The organism is Streptomyces sp. CHD11, from assembly GCF_018638295.1.
GTDB lineage: Bacteria > Actinomycetota > Actinomycetes > Streptomycetales > Streptomycetaceae > Streptomyces.
Genome location: NZ_JABTTS010000009.1, coordinates 418,194 through 435,167, shown reverse-complemented (window position 1 = coordinate 435,167; position 16,974 = coordinate 418,194). Strand labels below are relative to the sequence as shown.

At 68.8% G+C, this 16,974-nt stretch carries 10 protein-coding genes and 1 pseudogene; 2 read left to right on the top strand and 9 right to left on the bottom strand.

The genetic code is table 11. The annotated features are described in order from the left end of the window. Nucleotides 1-20 precede the first annotated feature (20 nt). From HTV45_RS12650 to HTV45_RS12640, 3 genes are all read right to left on the bottom strand, one after another. Nucleotides 21-1,706, bottom strand: a complete 1,686-nt coding sequence (locus HTV45_RS12650) for a protein kinase family protein (protein WP_215205797.1) — start codon at nt 1,704-1,706, stop codon at nt 21-23. Nucleotides 1,707-1,847: 141 nt separating this feature from the next. Then, nucleotides 1,848-4,148 carry a murein biosynthesis integral membrane protein MurJ gene (gene murJ, locus HTV45_RS12645; protein ID WP_215205796.1) on the bottom strand — a complete coding sequence of 767 codons (2,301 nt, stop codon included), beginning with the start codon at nt 4,146-4,148 and terminating at the stop codon, nt 1,848-1,850. Between the two features lie 44 nt (nt 4,149-4,192). Continuing rightward, the gene (locus HTV45_RS12640) at nt 4,193-6,577 is read right to left on the bottom strand and encodes a DUF6049 family protein (protein ID WP_215205795.1); all 2,385 of its coding nucleotides are present in this window, start codon (nt 6,575-6,577) and stop codon (nt 4,193-4,195) included. 193 nt (nt 6,578-6,770) lie between these two features. On the opposite strand from HTV45_RS12640, the gene HTV45_RS12635 reads away from it, so the two are divergent. Further along, on the top strand, nt 6,771-8,237 hold the full coding sequence (locus HTV45_RS12635; RefSeq protein ID WP_215205794.1) for a CCA tRNA nucleotidyltransferase: 1,467 nt from the start codon (nt 6,771-6,773) through the stop codon (nt 8,235-8,237). 101 nt (nt 8,238-8,338) lie between these two features. Here the strand turns inward: HTV45_RS12635 and HTV45_RS12630 are convergent, their stop codons facing one another. From HTV45_RS12630 to HTV45_RS12615, 4 genes are all read right to left on the bottom strand, one after another. After that, nucleotides 8,339-8,815, bottom strand: a complete 477-nt coding sequence (locus tag HTV45_RS12630) for a hypothetical protein (RefSeq protein ID WP_215205793.1) — start codon at nt 8,813-8,815, stop codon at nt 8,339-8,341. A gap of 123 nt (nt 8,816-8,938) precedes the next feature. Continuing rightward, on the bottom strand, nt 8,939-10,201 hold the full coding sequence (locus HTV45_RS12625; protein ID WP_215205792.1) for an MFS transporter: 1,263 nt from the start codon (nt 10,199-10,201) through the stop codon (nt 8,939-8,941). 77 nt (nt 10,202-10,278) lie between these two features. Beyond that, nucleotides 10,279-11,361, bottom strand: a complete 1,083-nt coding sequence (locus HTV45_RS12620; RefSeq protein ID WP_215205791.1) for an inositol-3-phosphate synthase — start codon at nt 11,359-11,361, stop codon at nt 10,279-10,281. 43 nt (nt 11,362-11,404) lie between these two features. Further along, a complete protein-coding gene (locus HTV45_RS12615) occupies nt 11,405-12,088 on the bottom strand; it encodes a PadR family transcriptional regulator (protein WP_215205790.1) in 684 nt (227 codons plus the stop codon). A gap of 396 nt (nt 12,089-12,484) precedes the next feature. Here HTV45_RS12615 and HTV45_RS12610 point away from each other — a divergent pair. Further along, nucleotides 12,485-14,821, top strand: a pseudogene (locus tag HTV45_RS12610) (transglycosylase domain-containing protein); the annotation flags it as partial. Between the two features lie 60 nt (nt 14,822-14,881). Here HTV45_RS12610 and HTV45_RS12605 read toward each other — a convergent pair. Together HTV45_RS12605 and HTV45_RS12600 are read right to left on the bottom strand one after the other, a co-directional pair. Next, the gene (locus HTV45_RS12605; protein ID WP_215205865.1) at nt 14,882-16,225 is read right to left on the bottom strand and encodes a serine/threonine-protein kinase; all 1,344 of its coding nucleotides are present in this window, start codon (nt 16,223-16,225) and stop codon (nt 14,882-14,884) included. After that, nucleotides 16,222-16,965: an FHA domain-containing protein gene (locus HTV45_RS12600; RefSeq protein ID WP_215205789.1), complete on the bottom strand. Its 744-nt coding sequence runs from the start codon at nt 16,963-16,965 to the stop codon at nt 16,222-16,224. Before HTV45_RS12600 ends, HTV45_RS12605 begins: the two co-directional genes overlap by 4 nt. Nucleotides 16,966-16,974 lie beyond the last annotated feature (9 nt).

Genomic DNA, 16,974 nt, shown 5'->3' with positions numbered 1-16,974 from the left:
CTCCCCTTGTCGCAGAAGGCCTAGCTGCTCACCTTGACGTCCACGACGCGACCACGGAAGGTGCCCTCGCTGGTCTGCGGCAGTTCCGTCAGCCACACCAGAAGGAAGCGGGACTCGGCCGCGTTCCGGGGTTCCAGGGTCACGGTGGATCCCGATCCTTCGGCGAGCTTGGTGTAACCGTCGAAGGACGTGGGCTGCGTGTCGCCGGAAGCGCCGCGCAGCTCGACCGATGTGTCACCGACGAACGAGACGGTGACCTTCCCGACCCGCTGGACCTTGCCGAGGTCCAGGATCACGCCGACGCCGGACTTCAGCCGACCGAAGTCCGTGCTCAGGTAGTAGTCCGTCTGCCAGTACGTGTCGGGTGCGCTGTCGTACACCTTGCCCACGTCACCCGGCTTCTCCGAGCCGTTGCCGAACGGGTCGAAGTCCTGCGCGCCCTGAATCGCTATCGGCTTGCTGACCGGCTTCTGGGGGCCCTTGTCGTCGCCTTCCGTCGTCTGGGTCTTGTTGGTGTCCTCCGCCTTGCCACCCTGCTCCATGAGGGCATCCGCGAGCTGCCAACTGCCCAGGCCCAGCGCGGCGATCAGCAGCGCCGAGACGGCCCACTTCAGGGCCTTGCCCGTGCGGCTCTGCAGCGGGGGAGGCGGGACCGGTGTCGGCTGGGTGGCGCCGGGATGCGGTGCGGGCCGACCGTAGGTGCCCTGCTGGTACGTGGTGCGCTGGTACTCGGGCGGGGTGGCGAACGCGGGCTCAGGCGGACGGATGCGGGGCATCTCGCCGATCGCCTTCACCAGTTCCTCCGGCGTGGTGCACGGAGACTCGTGGCGCGAGGCGGTGGCACCGTCGTTGGCGAGCGCGCGCATGGCCAGCTCGGACAGACCGCGGTGGACACCCGCCCGCACCTGGTCGGGCGGGATCAGCCCGATGTCCTTCGGCAGGCCGGACATACCGTAGGCGTCGCTCTCGTAAGGCCAGCGCTGGGTGAGCGCCGCGTAGAGCAGGGCACCGATGGACTCGGTGTCGGTGCGCTGGGGAGTGTCGGAGCTGATGCCGCGCAACGCCGCGTTCACGGCGAGGCCGCGGATGCGCCATTGCCCGGTCGAGGCGCGCAGGACGGCGTTCGGACTCAGCCGCAGATGAGCGAGGCCCTCACGGTGTGCCGCGGCCATGGCGGCGGAGATCTGACTGACCATCTGGTAGGCGTCGTACACCTCCAGCGGTCCTGCCGCCAGGAGCGCCGTCAGTTCGGTGGCGTCGGGGAGCCATTCGTGCACGACGTAGACGACGTCGTTCTCTTCGACGGCGTCCAGCACCTGGACGAAACGCGGGTCTCCCAGCAGGGCGGAGGACCTGGCCGCGGCCAGTACCGACCGGGCACGTGAGTGATCGGCGGGCAGGATGTGGACGCCGACGGCGCGGCGCAGTTTCTCGTCCACGGCACGCCAACTGCTGAATCCGTCCAGACGGGTGACGCACTCCTCGAGGCGGTAGCGTCTGGCCAGTTTGTGGCCGCTGTGCAGTTCGGGCGGCGAGGTCATCCCGGAACCGCTGGTCCCGGTGCTCTCCTGTGCCTCGTCGTTGTCCGTGTCCCGCTCCCGGTTCTTGGCCACCCCGTCGGCCGTGGACTGGTCCGCCTGTGCGGTCAGCGGCTGCTCACCGCTGTTGTCTGCCACGTCGACGGCAGCTGTGCTCCGTTCTGCCACCGTCGTTCCCTGCCTCCCCATCCATAGCCCATCGGCCGGCGTCCGTCGCGCGCCGGCCGACGCCGAGACCAATTGTGCCCACAGTCCGCCGCTATGCACGACACACAGGGGCGGTTGATGGTTGTGCGCCTACCCCCCGCTTCAGCGTCCCAGGCGTCCGCGCACCATACCGACCAACGAGTTGACTTCGTCGATCCGCATCCGCCGAGCCGCCACGTAGAAGGTTCCGAGCAGAACAGCCCCGCCGCCCAGCAGCGCGGCGAACGAACCCAGGACTCCCTGACCCAGGGCCTGGCTGATGCCGTAACAGGCCGCTCCGCTGAGCAGCGCGGCGGGAACGGAGGCGATGCACAGCCGGGCGTAGGTCCGCAGCACCCGGGCGCCGTCCAGGTCCCCGCCCAGCCGGTCGCGCAGCCGACGCCAGGCGACGCCGACACCGATCACATAGGCCAGACCGTAGGAGGCGGCCATACCGACCACGGCCCAGCGGGCCGGCAGCAGGAGGAAGCAGAGGCCCGAGGCGATCGCGTTGCCCGTGGCCACGATGACCGTGTTGTAGAAGGGGGTTCGGGTGTCCTCGTACGCGTAGAAGGCCCGCAGGACGACGTACTGCACCGAGTAGGGGATCAGGCCGAGGCCGAAGGCCATCAGCATGTAGCCCATGTTGGTGGCCGCCCCGATTCCCGACGAGCCGAACATCAGCGTGCACATCGGGATGCCGAGTGCCACGAAGCCGAAGGCGATCGGCACGATCGCGACGGCCGTCGTGCGCAGGCCCTGGGAGATGTCGTCGCGGACGGCACCGGCGTCGTCGTCGGCCGCCGAGCGGGAGATGCGGGGCAGGAGCGCGGCCATCAGGGAGACGGTGATGATGGCCTGGGGCAGGCCCCAGATCAGCTGGGCGTTGGCGTAGGAAGTGATACCTGTACCGGCGATCTTCGTGTCGACGAAGGACGCTGTGGCCAGCTGGGTGACGACCAGCGCACCCGCCTGGTTGGCGAGGACGAAGAAGATGGTCCACTTGGCGAGCATGGCCGCCTTGCCGAGACCATGGCCCTTCCAGTCGAACCGCGGACGGATCCGGAATCCGGTCTCGCGCAGGTACGGGATCATCGCCAGGGCCTGGACGACGAGGCCGAGCAGCACGCCGACGCCGAGCAGCCGCATACCCTCCGGCGGGATGTTGGTGACCTTCATCTGCGAATCCCCGGCAGTGCCGTAGACCCAGATGAAGGTGCCCAGGGTGACGATGATGACGATGTTGTTCAGAACGGGGGTCCACATCATCGCGCCGAACCGGCCGCGCGCGTTGAGGATCTGACCCATCACCACGTGGACGCCCATGAAGAAGATCGAGGGCAGGAAGAAGCGGGTGAAGGTGACGGCGACCTCGTTGGCCGCGGGATCGCTCGCGACGGGGTTCGACAGCGCGCGCACCAGCAGGGGGGCGGCCAGCCAGGCGAGGGCGGTGAGCCCGGCCAGGGCCACCATCACCAGTGTCAGCAGGCGGTTGGCATACGCCTCGCCCCCGTCCTCGTCGTCCTTCATCGCCCGCACGAGCTGCGGCACGAAGACGGAGTTGAGGCCACCGCCGACGGTCAGGATGTAGATCATCGTCGGCAGTTGGTACGCGATCTGGAAGGAGTCGCCCAGAAGGGCGAGGCCGAGCGCCGAGACGATCATCGCGGACCGGATGAACCCCGTGAGCCGGGACACCATGGTGCCCGCCGCCATCACGGCACTCGACTTCAGCAGTCCCCCGGCCCGGCCGCCCTTCTTCGGGGCGGGGGCGGAAACCGGTTCGGGGACGGGTGCTTCGGCGGCGGGAGGCGGGGTGGCCCCGGCGTAGTGGCCGGGTGCCGGGGACGCGGGTCCCGGCACGGGCGCGGACGCGTAGTGCTGCGCGCCGGTCACCGGTGCGGGTCCGTGCTGCCCACCGCCCGGCTGCTGGTCCGGGACCCCACCGCCCTGCTGCTGATCACGGAAGAGATGGGCGAAGGCGTCGGGTTCGTGGCGCTGGTCGCCGGCCTGGCCGACGAGGTCGTCCACGCCCACGAACTGTGTGGTGCGCGGGTCGTCGCCGTAGGGCAGGTACTGCGTCGGGCCGTCCGGCTCCGGTGCGGGAGGCCGCGCCCACACCCGCGGATCGGGAGCGTACGGCGACGGGGGCGGCTGCCCGTAAAGCGGCTGCTGAGGGGGGTGCGCGCCCGGAGGGGGCGGCGGGTGCGCGGCGCGGTCGTAGAGCGCCTCCGCGACCGGGTCCTGGGCGGCGAGGTCCCGCTCCTGGTAGGGATCCTGCGCGTACGTGTTCTGGAGGTACGGATCCGCGGGTGGCGGCGGCACCTGGTCGTGCCCGGGCGGCGGACCCTCGGGAGGGTCCGACTCGGGGTGGCCCGAGCTGCCCGCGGCATGGCCGCGGTCACCGTCGTACGGCGCGTTCATGGTTACCCCACCTCATCGTCCCGGGCCCACCGGCCACGACATCCTCAACGGTCAACTCTCTCACCCGTGCCGGACGGGTCGGCGCTTTCCGGTGCGGTGTCCGGTGCCGGGTCACTCGGCTGCTCGGGGCCGTCCTCCCGCGAGCCCGTGGCGGACTCCTGGGAGAGACGCGCCTCGTGGGCTGCGGGGTTCTGCGGGCCGTCGGCGTCCTCGTCCGCCCGGTCTTCCTGCTCCTCGGCCTCGCGGGCCGCGGCACGCTTGCGCTGGGTGTACATCCGGAAGCCGGCCAGGACGAGCAGCAGGACGCCGCCGCCGATGACCAGCATCACCGTGGCGGTGATCTCGGTGACCTTCACGTCGAACGTGACGGGGGCGCCGTACTTGTCGCCGTCCTCTGTGTACAGCTGGGCGACCACCGTCGCCCTGCCGTTGGCGTTGGCCGACGTGGTGAACTTCACCGACTGGCTGTGCCCGCCGGAGACGGCGACGGGCTGCTCCTCGTAGGCGGCCCCGCCGATCTCCAGACGGGTCGGGTTGGTCGACGTGAGGCGCAGTACCAGCTTCTCCACGCCCTGGACCAGATTGTTCTGGACCGTCACCGGGATCGTTGCGCTGCGGCCGGAGAGTTTCGTCTCCGACTTGTCGATCAGCCTCACCTGGCCGATGAGGCCGTCCAGATACGACTCGACACCGCTGCGGTAGATCGCCGCCTCGGACTGCCGGCCCCGCCAGGACACGGACATGCCCCGGTTCAGGGCGCGTCCGAACGGAGTCACCACGCGGGACTCCCTGGCCAGGATCACCTTGAACCTGTCGAGTTTGGCCTGCGTCCTGGCGATCTGCTCGAACGTCGCCTTCGGGAGCTCCCGCTTGCGCAGAGAGGACGGATACGCCGAGGCCCTGGGGACTTCGGTGGTGGCGCCGGGGTCCGGTTCGGCTCCGGCGGCGGCTGTGAGGTCCTGGGACTCGGACCAGGTGCCGCCCTGAAGGATTCCGATCGCCTCGGCCATCGTCTGCGCCTGGCTCGCGGACAGTGTGCGCTGCGGCGCCACGACCACACTGCGCTGCCGGTCCGTCTGCAGGCCGAGCGTCAGGCTCTGGGCCAGGAACCGCTGTACCGCGAGCGCCGACGTGGAGGCCTTGGTCATGTCGCCCTGGAACGCCGTGGACAGCCGTGCGTCCGCGACGACGGCCGTGGTGCCGCCGCCGATGGGGCGGGCCGCCGAGGTCGTGTACGGCAGGCCGGTCTCCTCGAAGGTGTCGCTGCGCGCGATCACCGTGTCCGCCCCGGCGGATGTGGCGACCCGGACGACGGAGGGGTCGATGGCACCGTTGACGGGCCAGGCGAAGTCCGTGGTGGGCGTCACGTGGAGGATCGACTCCACGACGTTGGACGCGACCTCGGTCGCCTCCTTGAGGTGGCTCAGCGAACCGGTGACGGAGGTGCCGTTGTGAGCGAGGGAGGCCAGGTCGGGATCGCCGAACGGAAGCGCGACGACCTCCTCGTCCACCACGGCCTGCTGCACCTCGGTGAGCCATCGCTTGGCGACCGACTGGTGGCCACCGACGATGTTCTCGTCACCCTCACCGAGGATCTCGTACCGGGCGGCCATCGCCTCGACGGAGGCCAGCAGGTCCGGATCGATCACCCAGGTGACCCCGAGGTTTCTGCCCAGTGCCACCATCCGGTCCAGCCGGCCGCCGGGGGAGATCTCCTTGGCGAGTTCGTCGTCGTGGAACACCGGCGTCTGCTGTTCGTCCGAGCCCGTCTGCGCGGTCATGTGGACCGTGGAGATCAGGGGCCACATGACCGTCGTCTTGGTCTTTGTGCCGGCCTCCTCGGGCTTCCACGGCAGGAACGTCCGCTGGATGCCGAGGGGCTGCTCCCACGGCTGAGCCGAGGTCTCCCCGGCGAGCGACACCGCCAGCTCGTAGACGCCGTCCTGCCCGAGGTCCAGTTCGTCCACCGGCACCGAGAGGGTGAAAGGCCGGGAGACTCCGGGGGTGAGCCTCGTGAACTCCTGGGAGTACTTGTCGTCGATCTCCGTGCCGACGGTGCTCTGGAGGTCGTCGCCGTTCTTCGCGACGGTGTCGATGCCCGAGCGGGTATCCAGCAGAGGGCCCACACGCAGGCCGACGTGGGCGTCGGTGACGGTCTGCTTGCCCTTGTTGGTCACCGTCCCGGTCACGGTCACGGTGTCGCCCTCGCCGGGGGCACCGGGGGTGAGGGAGTCGACCGACACGGAGACCGATCCCGACTCGGCGGGGGCCTGGGGCGCGTCCGGCCCGGCAGCGCCCGCGGGAGACGCGGCCGGCAACTGGAGAAGCCCCGCCAGCAGCGGCGCTCCGGCGAGCAGTGTTCCGGTGCGCCGCAGCCAGCGGCGGGCAGGTGAGGGACGTGTCCCCTGGAAGTCTGCCGCCTCGGCCACGCGCTCGCCCGTCCCTCGTCGTCAGTGCTCGTCGGATTGTGCGTCCAGGCATGGTAACGATGCATGCTGAGAGGAAGTGCCGCGGACCGGTGCGCAAGATCGCGCACGCGGGTCTTGTCCGTGTATCGGCGGGGGTGTCCGGGCAGCCAAGTGAGGAGCCTCGCGTCGGTCCGGCCACGTACCCTCTTCTGTTGTGCCGAATGCCAACGAAGAAGCCAGTGCCCTGAGCCAGGCGCAGGACCGCGCCGTGAGTGAACTGCTGCGGGTCGCCCCTGTCGCCGACGACCTCGCCCGCCGCTTCCAGGAGGCCGGGTTCTCACTCGCCCTGGTGGGCGGCTCGGTGCGGGACGCGTTGCTCGGCCGCCTCGGGAACGACCTGGACTTCACTACGGATGCCCGTCCGCAGGATGTACTGAAGATCGTGCGTCCTTGGGCGGACGCCGTCTGGGAGGTGGGGATCGCCTTCGGTACGGTCGGTGCGCAGAAGGACGCCCGCGTCGAAGGAGCGGACCGAAGCTTCCAGATCGAGGTGACCACGTACCGGTCGGAGGCGTACGACCGCACCTCACGCAAGCCGGAGGTGTCGTACGGCGACTCCATCGACGAGGATCTCGTCCGCCGCGACTTCACCGTGAACGCGATGGCCGTCGCGCTGCCGGAGAAGCGGTTCATCGATCCGCACGGTGGTCTCGGCGACCTTGCGACGCGTGTGCTGCGTACCCCGGGCACGCCCCAGGAGTCGTTCTCGGACGACCCGCTGCGGATGATGCGAGCCGCCCGTTTCGCCGCCCAGCTCGACTTCGAGGTGGCACCGGAGGTGGTCACGGCGATGACGGGCATGGCCGGGCGGATCGAGATCGTGTCGGCCGAGCGTGTGCGGGACGAGCTGAACAAGCTGATCATGTCCTCGCAACCCCGCAAGGGTCTGTCCCTGCTCGTGGCCACCGGGATCGCCGAGCACGTGCTGCCCGAGCTGCCGGCCCTGCACCTGGAGAGAGACGAGCATCACCGGCACAAGGACGTCTACGACCACACGCTGATCGTCCTGGAGCAGGCGATGGCCCTGGAGGAAGACGGCCCCGACCTGACCCTCCGGCTTGCGGCCCTGCTGCACGACATCGGCAAGCCCCGGACGCGCCGGTTCGAGAATGACGGCCGTGTCTCGTTCCACCATCACGAAGTGGTCGGGGCGAAAATGACGAAGAAGCGCCTCACGGCGCTGAAGTACCCCAACGAGTTGGTGAAGGACGTCTCGCGTCTCGTCGAACTTCATCTGCGCTTCCACGGGTACGGCACGGGAGAGTGGACGGACTCCGCTGTGCGCCGCTACGTCCGTGACGCCGGGCCGCTTCTCGGTCGGCTGCACAAGCTGACCCGCTCGGACTGCACCACGCGCAACCGACGCAAGGCCGCCGCTCTCTCCCGGGCGTATGACGGGCTGGAGGAGCGGATCGCTCAGCTTCAGGAACAGGAGGAGCTGGACGCCATCCGTCCGGACCTCGACGGAAACCAGATCATGGAGATCCTCGGCGTCAAGCCTGGCCCGGCGGTCGGTGAGGCGTACAAGCACATGCTGGAGCTTCGTCTGGAGCACGGCCCGATGGACCATGACGCGGCGGTGACAGCACTCAAGGAGTGGTGGGCGGCGCAGCCCGACTGAGAGTGCGAAACGGGGTCACGTTTCACGTGAAACATGACCCGCTGGCACGACGGAGGGCGGTGTTTCACGTGAAACACCGCCCTCTGGTCCGCGCGGAAGGGTTACTTCACTTCCTTGAGGCAGAGAACCACATTGTGACTGCTGTCACCCGTCTGGTAGTAGGAGATCGTCGCCTCCTTGACGGCCTCGCACTTGTCGCTGTCGCTGGTGTCATCGAACTTCTCGACGACCTTGTACTGGGCGTCGCTCGAAGAGCAGTCGACTCCCTTGAGGTCCGGGGCCACCTGCGTGCCCTTGTTGTGCATGCAGCTGCCCACGGACGCGGTCTCTGCGTCCGTCTGTCCGAAGAACCACTTGCCCACAGCGATGAGAACTGCAATGACGATGAAGCCGACGATGCGTATCAGCGTCTTGTTGAAGCGCCTGGCGGGAGCCGGCGGCGGGACCGGAGCGCCCGGCGGGGGGAACCCAGGCTGGCCGGCCTGCGGGAAGCCGCCTTGGGGCGGGTGAGGGGCCTGGCCCTGGTGCTGCGGCTGGCCCTGGGCGAACGGGTTGCCCTGAGGCGGTGGAGTGGTCACTTGGGGATCCCCCTGAAACATAGGTGCGTGGCGCAAAAGCTGCGCTGATAAGACGCACGTAAGTTACCGGGCCGCACTGACAACTCGGGAGCCGGATGAGGCAATGTGGCATTGATGTGACACTTATCGACGTTCAAACCGTGTCATAGCCACAGCTACTGCTCCGTAGATAACGGCGACTGTTACCACGAGTGGGACCGATCGGCCGTCCGGAGGCAACATCAGGGCGGCCACACCGGCGGCGCCGACGAAGGCCACGTTGAACAGGACGTCGTACAGGGAGAAGACCCGGCCGCGGAAGCCGTCCTCCACGGCGGACTGGACGATGGTGTCCGTGGCGATCTTGGCGCCTTGAGTGGTCACCCCAAGGACGAACGCCCCCGCGAGGAGGGGGACGGTGGCGAACGGAAGGCCCGACGCGGGGACCAGTAACGCCGCCGACGCGGCGCACACCACGATCCACCGGCCCGGCCCGAGCCGCCCGGCGGCCCAAGGCGTCATGACGGCCGCCACGAAGAAGCCGGCACCCGAAGCCCCCAACGCCAGGCCCAGCAGGGCGAGTCCCTGGTCCGTGGTCGAGGTCAGCGCGTACCGGCACAGCATCAGCAGCAGGACGAGCATGGCGCCGTAGCAGAACCGCATCAGCGACATCGCCGTGAGGGCCCAGGCCGCTTCTCTGCGCGGAGGCGCGGCGAGGTGACCCAGTCCCGCCCTGAGGTCGCGGGCGGTGCCGCCGAGCGCCGCGCTGAGGCGGGGGCGTAGCAACGCCTGGTCCGGCCCCAGCAGTTCCTTCGTCATACGCAGCGATGCCACGGCCGCGCCCAGATACAGCGCGGCGCCCACGAGCACCACCACCGCGTCGGAGTCGGCGCCGCTCAGCCGGACGAGGAAGGCCAGTCCGCCGCCCGCGGTCGCGGCGAGGGTTCCGGCGGTCGGGGAAAGCGAGTTGGCGACGACCAGTCGCTCGTGGTCCACCACACGCGGCAGCGCGGCGGACAGGCCCGCGAGGACGAACCGGTTGACGCCGGTGACGCACAGGGCGGAGACGAAGAGCAGCCAGTCGGGTACCCGGCCGAGGATGAGAAGGGCGGTCACCGACGCCATCAGGGCGCGCAGCAGATTGCCGTACAGAAACACCTGACGGCGGCGCCAGCGGTCCAGCAGGATCCCGGCGAAGGGGCCGACCACGGAGTACGGGAGGAGCAGCACCGCCATCGCGGCGGCGATCGCCACGGCCGATGTCTGCCTCTCCGGTGAGAAGACCACGTACGAGGCGAGTGCGACCTGGAAGACGCCGTCGGCGCCCTGGGAGAGCAGACGGACGGAGAGCAGGCGTCTGAAGCCCTGGAAGCGCAGCAGAACGCGCAGGTCACCGACGACGGCCATGAGGCACAGCCTCACATATGAAGAGGGTCTCCGGGACCTACGACCCGGAGACCCTCGACTGCCCGCAGCGGGAGGTCCTAGCGCTCGACCTCGCCGGCGATGAACTTCTCGACGTTCTCCCGGGCCTGGTCGTCGAAGTACTGCACCGGGGGGGACTTCATGAAGTACGAGGACGCGGAGAGGATCGGGCCGCCGATGCCCCGGTCCTTGGCAATCTTCGCGGCGCGCAGGGCGTCGATGATGACACCGGCGGAGTTCGGGGAGTCCCAGACCTCGAGCTTGTACTCCAGGCTCAGCGGGACGTCACCGAAGGCACGGCCCTCGAGACGGACGTAGGCCCACTTGCGGTCGTCCAGCCAGGCGACGTAGTCGGACGGGCCGATGTGGACGTTCTTCTCGCCGAGGTCCCGGTCGGGGATCTGCGAGGTGACGGCCTGCGTCTTGGAGATCTTCTTGGACTCGAGGCGGTCGCGCTCGAGCATGTTCTTGAAGTCCATGTTGCCGCCGACGTTCAGTTGCATCGTACGGTCCAGGACGACGCCGCGGTCCTCGAACAGCTTCGCCATGACGCGGTGCGTGATGGTGGCGCCGACCTGGGACTTGATGTCGTCACCGACGATCGGGACGCCCGCCTCGGTGAACTTGTCCGCCCACTCCTTGGTGCCGGCGATGAAGACCGGGAGGGCGTTGACGAAGGCGACCTTGGCGTCGATGGCGCACTGGGCGTAGAACTTCGCCGCGTCGTCGGAGCCTACGGGCAGGTAGCAGACGAGAACGTCGACCTGCTTGTCCTTGAGGACCTGGACGATGTCGGCCGGGTCCTCGTCGGACTCCTCGATGGTCTCGCGGTAGTACTTGCCGAGACCGTCGAGGGTGTGGCCGCGCTGGACCGTCACCCCGCTGCTGGGGACGTCGCAGATCTTGATGGTGTTGTTCTCAGAGGCGCCGATGGCGTCCGCGAGGTCGAGACCGACCTTCTTGGCGTCCACGTCGAAGGCGGCGACGAACTCGACGTCGCGGACGTGGTACTCGCCGAACTGGACGTGCATCAGGCCCGGCACCTTGGACGCCGGGTCGGCGTCCTTGTAGTACTCGACTCCCTGTACCAGCGACGCGGCGCAGTTGCCCACGCCGACGATGGCTACGCGAACCGAACCCATTCCGGTTGCTCCCTGTGTGTACGAGTGAGGCCCTGAACGGGTCTCACGTGGCGGTGTCGTCGGGCGTATCCGGCCGGGGGCTCTCCCCCGGCCGGGGCAGGCCGCCCGTCGCTCCAGATGTGGTGTCCTGCTGGGCGGATCCCCCGGTGGCGGGCCTCTTCAGGTCCCGTCCCGCCCGCTCGCTCTCGATGAGCTCGTTCAGCCAGCGCACTTCGCGCTCCACGGATTCCATCCCGTGGCGCTGGAGCTCGAGGGTGTAGTCGTCGAGACGCTCCCGGGTCCGCGACAGGGAGGAGCGCATCTTCTCGAGGCGTTCCTCCAGCCGGCTGCGGCGTCCCTCGAGCACGCGCATCCGTACGTCGCGCGATGTCTGCCCGAAGAAGGCGAACCGCGCGGCGAAGGTCTCGTCCTCGTAGGCGTCCGGTCCCGTCTGGGAGAGCAACTGCTCGAAGTGCTCCTTGCCCTCGGCCGTCAACCGGTAGACGATCTTGGCGCGGCGCCCCGTGAGCGGAGCGGCGAGGGCGTCCTCGGTGGTGTTCCCGGGCTCCTCGATCAACCAGCCGTTGGCGAGCAGCGTCTTCAGGCAGGGGTAGAGCGTTCCGTAGCTGAAGGCACGGAACACACCCAGCGACGTATTGAGTCGTTTGCGCAGCTCATAGCCGTGCATCGGGGATTCGCGGAGCAGGCCGAGGACGGCGAACTCGAGGATTCCGGAACGCCGGCTCATCGTCGCCTCCCCTCTGCCGCGGTCACCCGTGACGGCCTCGTGTACGGCTGGAACGCAGTCCTTATGCCGAGCTGATGTATCGACTCGATACATCATGACGATAGAACGGTCTTCCGGATGCGACAAGAGGGAGAGGGGTGAACGGGGTCACATCATTGATTCATTGCCAGCAAGTTGCCTGATTTGAGGTGAACTTCTGTGCTCGGCAGGTTTTGGCGGTGCGTAGTCTGTGCGCCATGCACACCACCGGGAACCGAGTGACGTCCGGGGGCGTCTTGCTCCCCGGTGCAGTACGGGTGAATGCGGAAAGCACCGCATCCGTACTTCGGGGGGACCGGAAACCAGACGCCGTTTCCAGGCGCACAACGGTGCGCCTGCCCGAGGAGTAGTCGTTCGATGAGCGAGCACCGTCGCAAACCGCCGCCGCCGCAGGGAGGCGGACGTGCCGCGGCCCGACGCGGTCAGTCCGGCTCGTCCTCCGGCCGCCGCGCGGCACCGCGAGGCGCCACCGGATCTCCGTCCGATTCCTATGGGCCGGGTCCCCGTGGCTCGGGAGGTGAGGACCAGGCATACGGCAGCCGCGCCGAGGCGCGACGCGCCGCGCAGAGAGGCGGGGCCCGCCGCGCCGGTTCCGCCGCGCCCGGGCGCGGCAGAGGGCGCGCGGCACCTCCCGCCAAGAACCGGATCATTGACTATCCGCGCCACGACAAGGACGGCTGGCGCCGCTGGACGCCGTCCTGGAAGCTTGTCTCCGGCCTGTGCATCGCGTTCTTCGGAAGCCTGGTGGCTGTGGCGGGCATCGGGTACGCGATGGTCAGCGTGCCGGACGAGGGGCATGCCGCCGCGCTGTCCGAGAACAACGTCTACTACTGGGCCGACGGCAAGCAGATGGTCGCCACGGGCAGCGGCCAGAACCGGCAGAACGTCACGATCGACCGTATCCCCGAGGCCATGCAGCGGGCGGTGATCTCGGCCGAGAACAAGAGCTTCTACGACGACTCGGGCGTCGACCCCATGGGTATCGCACGGGCGCTCGGCAACATGGCCACGGGCGGTGACACCCAGGGTGGTTCGACGATCACCCAGCAGTTCGTCAAGAACACCTACCTGACCCAGGAACAGACGCTCTCCCGGAAGTTCAAGGAGATGTTCATCTCGATCAAGGTGGGCACGAAGCTCTCCAAGGACGAGATCCTCCAGGGCTACCTGAACACCTCGTACTACGGCCGTGGCGCCTATGGCATCCAGGCCGCCGCCCAGACGTACTACGGCAAGGACGCGGTCAAGCTCACGCCGAGCGAGTGCGCCTTCCTCGCCGCCCTGCTCAAGGGCCCGACGTACTACGACCCCGCGGGCAACCAGAACCTCGACAAGGCGGCCAGTCCCGAGGCCAACCGCGAGCGCTCCGAGGAGCGCTGGGGCTGGATCCTCGAGCAGATGCACGCCGACGAGCACCTCACGGACGCCGAGTACCAGAAGGCGACCGCGAAGTACCCCATGCCGCAGGGCCGCAAGGCGACCAAGGGCATGACCGGCCAGATCAGCTATCTCGTCGACACGGCGAAGCGGTTCGTCCTGAAGAACTCCGACATCACGGAGGCGCAGTTCGACCAGGGCGGCTACCAGATCTACACCACCTTCGAGAAGGACAAGGTCGACGCACTCGCCAAGGCCGTCAAGAAGGTCGAGAAGAAGAACATCGATCCGAAGCGCGAGCTGGACAAGCACGTCCAGTTCGGTGCGGCGACGGTGAAACCCAATGACGGTGCGATCGTCGCGCTCTACGGTGGTGCCGGCTTCGAGAACGGCCACTTCAACAACAACGCGGACACCTCGGGTATCCCGGTCGGCTCGACGTGGAAGCCGTTCGTGATGGCCGCCGCGATGCAGCACGGTACCTATGAGACCGACGGCGAGGGTGTGTCACCTCTCAGCAAGTACAACGGTGACGACCACCTGAAGGTCAGGAACAACGACGGGTCCTTCGTCCTCAAGAAGGACAACACACCCTTCTTCCAGGAGAACGAGAGCGACTTCCCGTGGGGCTACATCACCCTGCGCAAGGCGATGGAGCAGTCCGTCAACACCCCGTTCGTGCAGCTGGGCATGGATGTGGGGATGAAGAACGTGGCGGACGTCGCCGAAAGGTCCGGCATCCTCAAGGACAGCTTCGCCGGGCTGAACGCCTCGTTCGCGCTCGGTACCTCGACCCCCAGCGCGATCCGTATGGCCGATTCCTATGCGACCTTCGCGGCGTCCGGCAAGCAGGCGGATCCCTATTCGGTGACCGCCGTCAAGCACAAGGGGACGGAGCTGCCCAATTTCGAGAAGCCTCGGGTCAAGCAGGCCATGCCCGAGAACGTGGCGAACAACGTCACCGACCTGCTCGAGAACGTGATCGAGAACGGAACCGCCCAGCACGCGAAGGAGCTGGGACGTACGGCCGCCGGCAAGACGGGTACGACCGACGAGAACAAGTCAGCCTGGTTCGTCGGCTACACCAAACAGCTCTCGACCGCGGTCACGATGTTCCGTGAGGACCCCAAGAGTCACAAGCTGCTCTCCATGAACGGCACTGCGGGCAAGGACTCGATCCACGGTGGTGACATCCCCACGGAGGTGTGGACCGCGTTCATGAAGGCCGCGCTGAAGGGCGAGCCGGACGTCGGGTTCCCCAAGGCCGAGAAGATCGGGGCGATCGCGGACGGGGTGGGTGCGCCCCCCCCCCCCCCCCCCCCCCCCCCCCCCCCCCCCCCCCCCGCCGGCGGCCGCGCGGGACCAGCGGACTCGGATTCAGCCGTCCGTCCGGCGCAGGGCGCGCCATGTGGCGGGGCCCACCATGCCGTCCGCGTCCAGCCCGGCCCGTTCCTGGAAGGTGACGACCGCCCCGTGGGTCAGGGGGCCGAAATCGCCGTCGACCGCGCCGACCTCCGTGACGCCGTGCAGGTACCGGAGCAGGCACTGGAGCTCTCTGACCTGGCTTCCTCCGTCCCCCTGTTTGACGGTGAAGTCCCACGTGCCGCTGTGACCCGCCATGTGGCCGGGGCCGTGCTCAGGATCCTCGTACACCACCGGCTTCTCGCACGTGGGCGGCGCGGCGGCCGCGGGAGCCTCGTCCCGCAGGCTTGTGTACGCCACGCCGGAGCCCGCAAGCACCAGCGCGGCGACGACCGCCGCCAGGGCCGCGGGGCGCCGCCACCGCCGGGGCTTCAGCCGGGGCAGACGGGCGGAGCGGGAGGCGCCCGCGGCCTGTTCCACGCGGCGCAGCAGTGCCGCCGTGTCCGCGGCGCGCTCCTCGTGCGTGGCGGCCAGACAGTCCCGTACGATCTCCCGCCAGTCGTCGGGGAGTCCGGGGGACAGCCGGAGTTCCTCCGCGCCCCGGGCGTAGCGCATCGCCGCGTCGGTGCGGGCCTGCGTGGAGCCGCCCGGGAGCGGGAAGGAGCCGGACAGGACGATGTGGGCGAGGACGCCGAAGGCCCAGATGTCGGCGGTGGGGCGGATCCGGGCGCCCCGCTCGTCGATCTCGGGCCAGAGCAGTTCGGGTGCGGTGTAGTCGGGGGTGGCGAAGGCAGGGGAGTAGGCGTGGGTGCCCTCGAGTTCGGCGGCCATGTTGAAATCGGCGAGGCGCACCGAACCGTCCGCCAGCAACAGCACGTTGGCCGGTTTCAGGTCACCGTGCACCCAGCCCGCGTGGTGCAACTGGTGCAGGCCCTCGCAGATCTGGGCGAGCAGTGCCGGGCCGGCCTCGGGGGCCGGGGTCCGCTCCAGCAAGGCATCCAGGGAACCCTCCGCCCGTTCCAGGACGAGGACGGAGGCACCGTCGAGTTCCGGGTGGGCCGGGTCGTCGACCGTCAGGGTCTCGTACATGCGGATCAGCCGGGGCGCGCGGATCCGGCCCAGCAGGTCGGCCTCCCTTTCGGCCAGTTCGCGCAGGTGGCTGAGCTGGCGAGGGGTTCGGGTGCCGGTCGGCAGGAACTTGAGAGCGGCGTCGCGGGGCAGCGCGGGGTCCGGGGCGTCGACGGCCCGGCGGGCCGCGTAGACGGTGGCGAACGCGCCCGAGGCGAGGGTTTCGCGTACCTCCCAGACGCCCACCCGATAGCCCTTCGGGACGGGGACGGCGTACGGCTGTCTGTTCACCGGACCACCTCGTTACGGGACGGATCGAGCACGATGAGGTCGTCCTCACGCACCAGGTCGAAGCGGAGGGCGAGCGAGACGAGGGACTGCTTCTTGCCGTTGGCCCGCCGGCCGGTCCGGGCGGCGTCATGCGGGCCCGGTCTCAGCCGGAGCTTGACGGCCAGGTAGTCGATGTTCCAGTAGACGGCGGAGCGGCTGACCTTCGGCCAGGTGGGGCGCAGCCGTTCGACGAGTTCCTCGACCGCGGGCAGCGGGGCGTGCGGCTCGCCGCGCAGCCGGGGCTCGCACAGCGCCGCGAGCACCGCGAAGTACCGTTTCGTACGGTCGAGGGCGAATGCCGGAACGGTCGTCGCACCCGCGAGCCCGCGGCGGTCGACGCTGCGGAAGGCGTGGCACGGAGCCCAGACGTCGAACGTGAGGAGATCGCCCGCGGAGGGCAGCACCACCCGCGCGAACTCGAACGGAACGGGTGTCTCCAGCCTGCCCGGCGCGACCTTGATGTGTTCGCCGGCGCCCTCCGGGTTCTCCACCACGTAGGTCTGGTCCTCGCTGAGGTTGCTCAGCAGCCAGAACGTCCGGTGCGCCGAGATCTCACCGGCGACCCGGGGCACTCCTTCATGGGCGAGGGCGAGACCGCCCTCCGTCGCCGCTCTGCCGAACGTGAGACGTTCACCCGTGGCGATGCGGATCTGTTCGTCCCCGACGCCGCCCGACGGCGGCACCACAATGACGCTGTACATGGAGTCGTT

Coding starts and splice junctions, on each gene's coding strand:
- murJ (WP_215205796.1), bottom strand. CDS start 4,148: ATGAACGCGCCGTACGACGGTGACCGCGGCCATGCCGCGGGCAGCTCG.
- HTV45_RS12615 (WP_215205790.1), bottom strand. CDS start 12,088: ATGAGCCGGCGTTCCGGAATCCTCGAGTTCGCCGTCCTCGGCCTGCTC.
- HTV45_RS12600 (WP_215205789.1), bottom strand. CDS start 16,965: ATGTACAGCGTCATTGTGGTGCCGCCGTCGGGCGGCGTCGGGGACGAA.
- HTV45_RS12625 (WP_215205792.1), bottom strand. CDS start 10,201: ATGGCCGTCGTCGGTGACCTGCGCGTTCTGCTGCGCTTCCAGGGCTTC.
- HTV45_RS12620 (WP_215205791.1), bottom strand. CDS start 11,361: ATGGGTTCGGTTCGCGTAGCCATCGTCGGCGTGGGCAACTGCGCCGCG.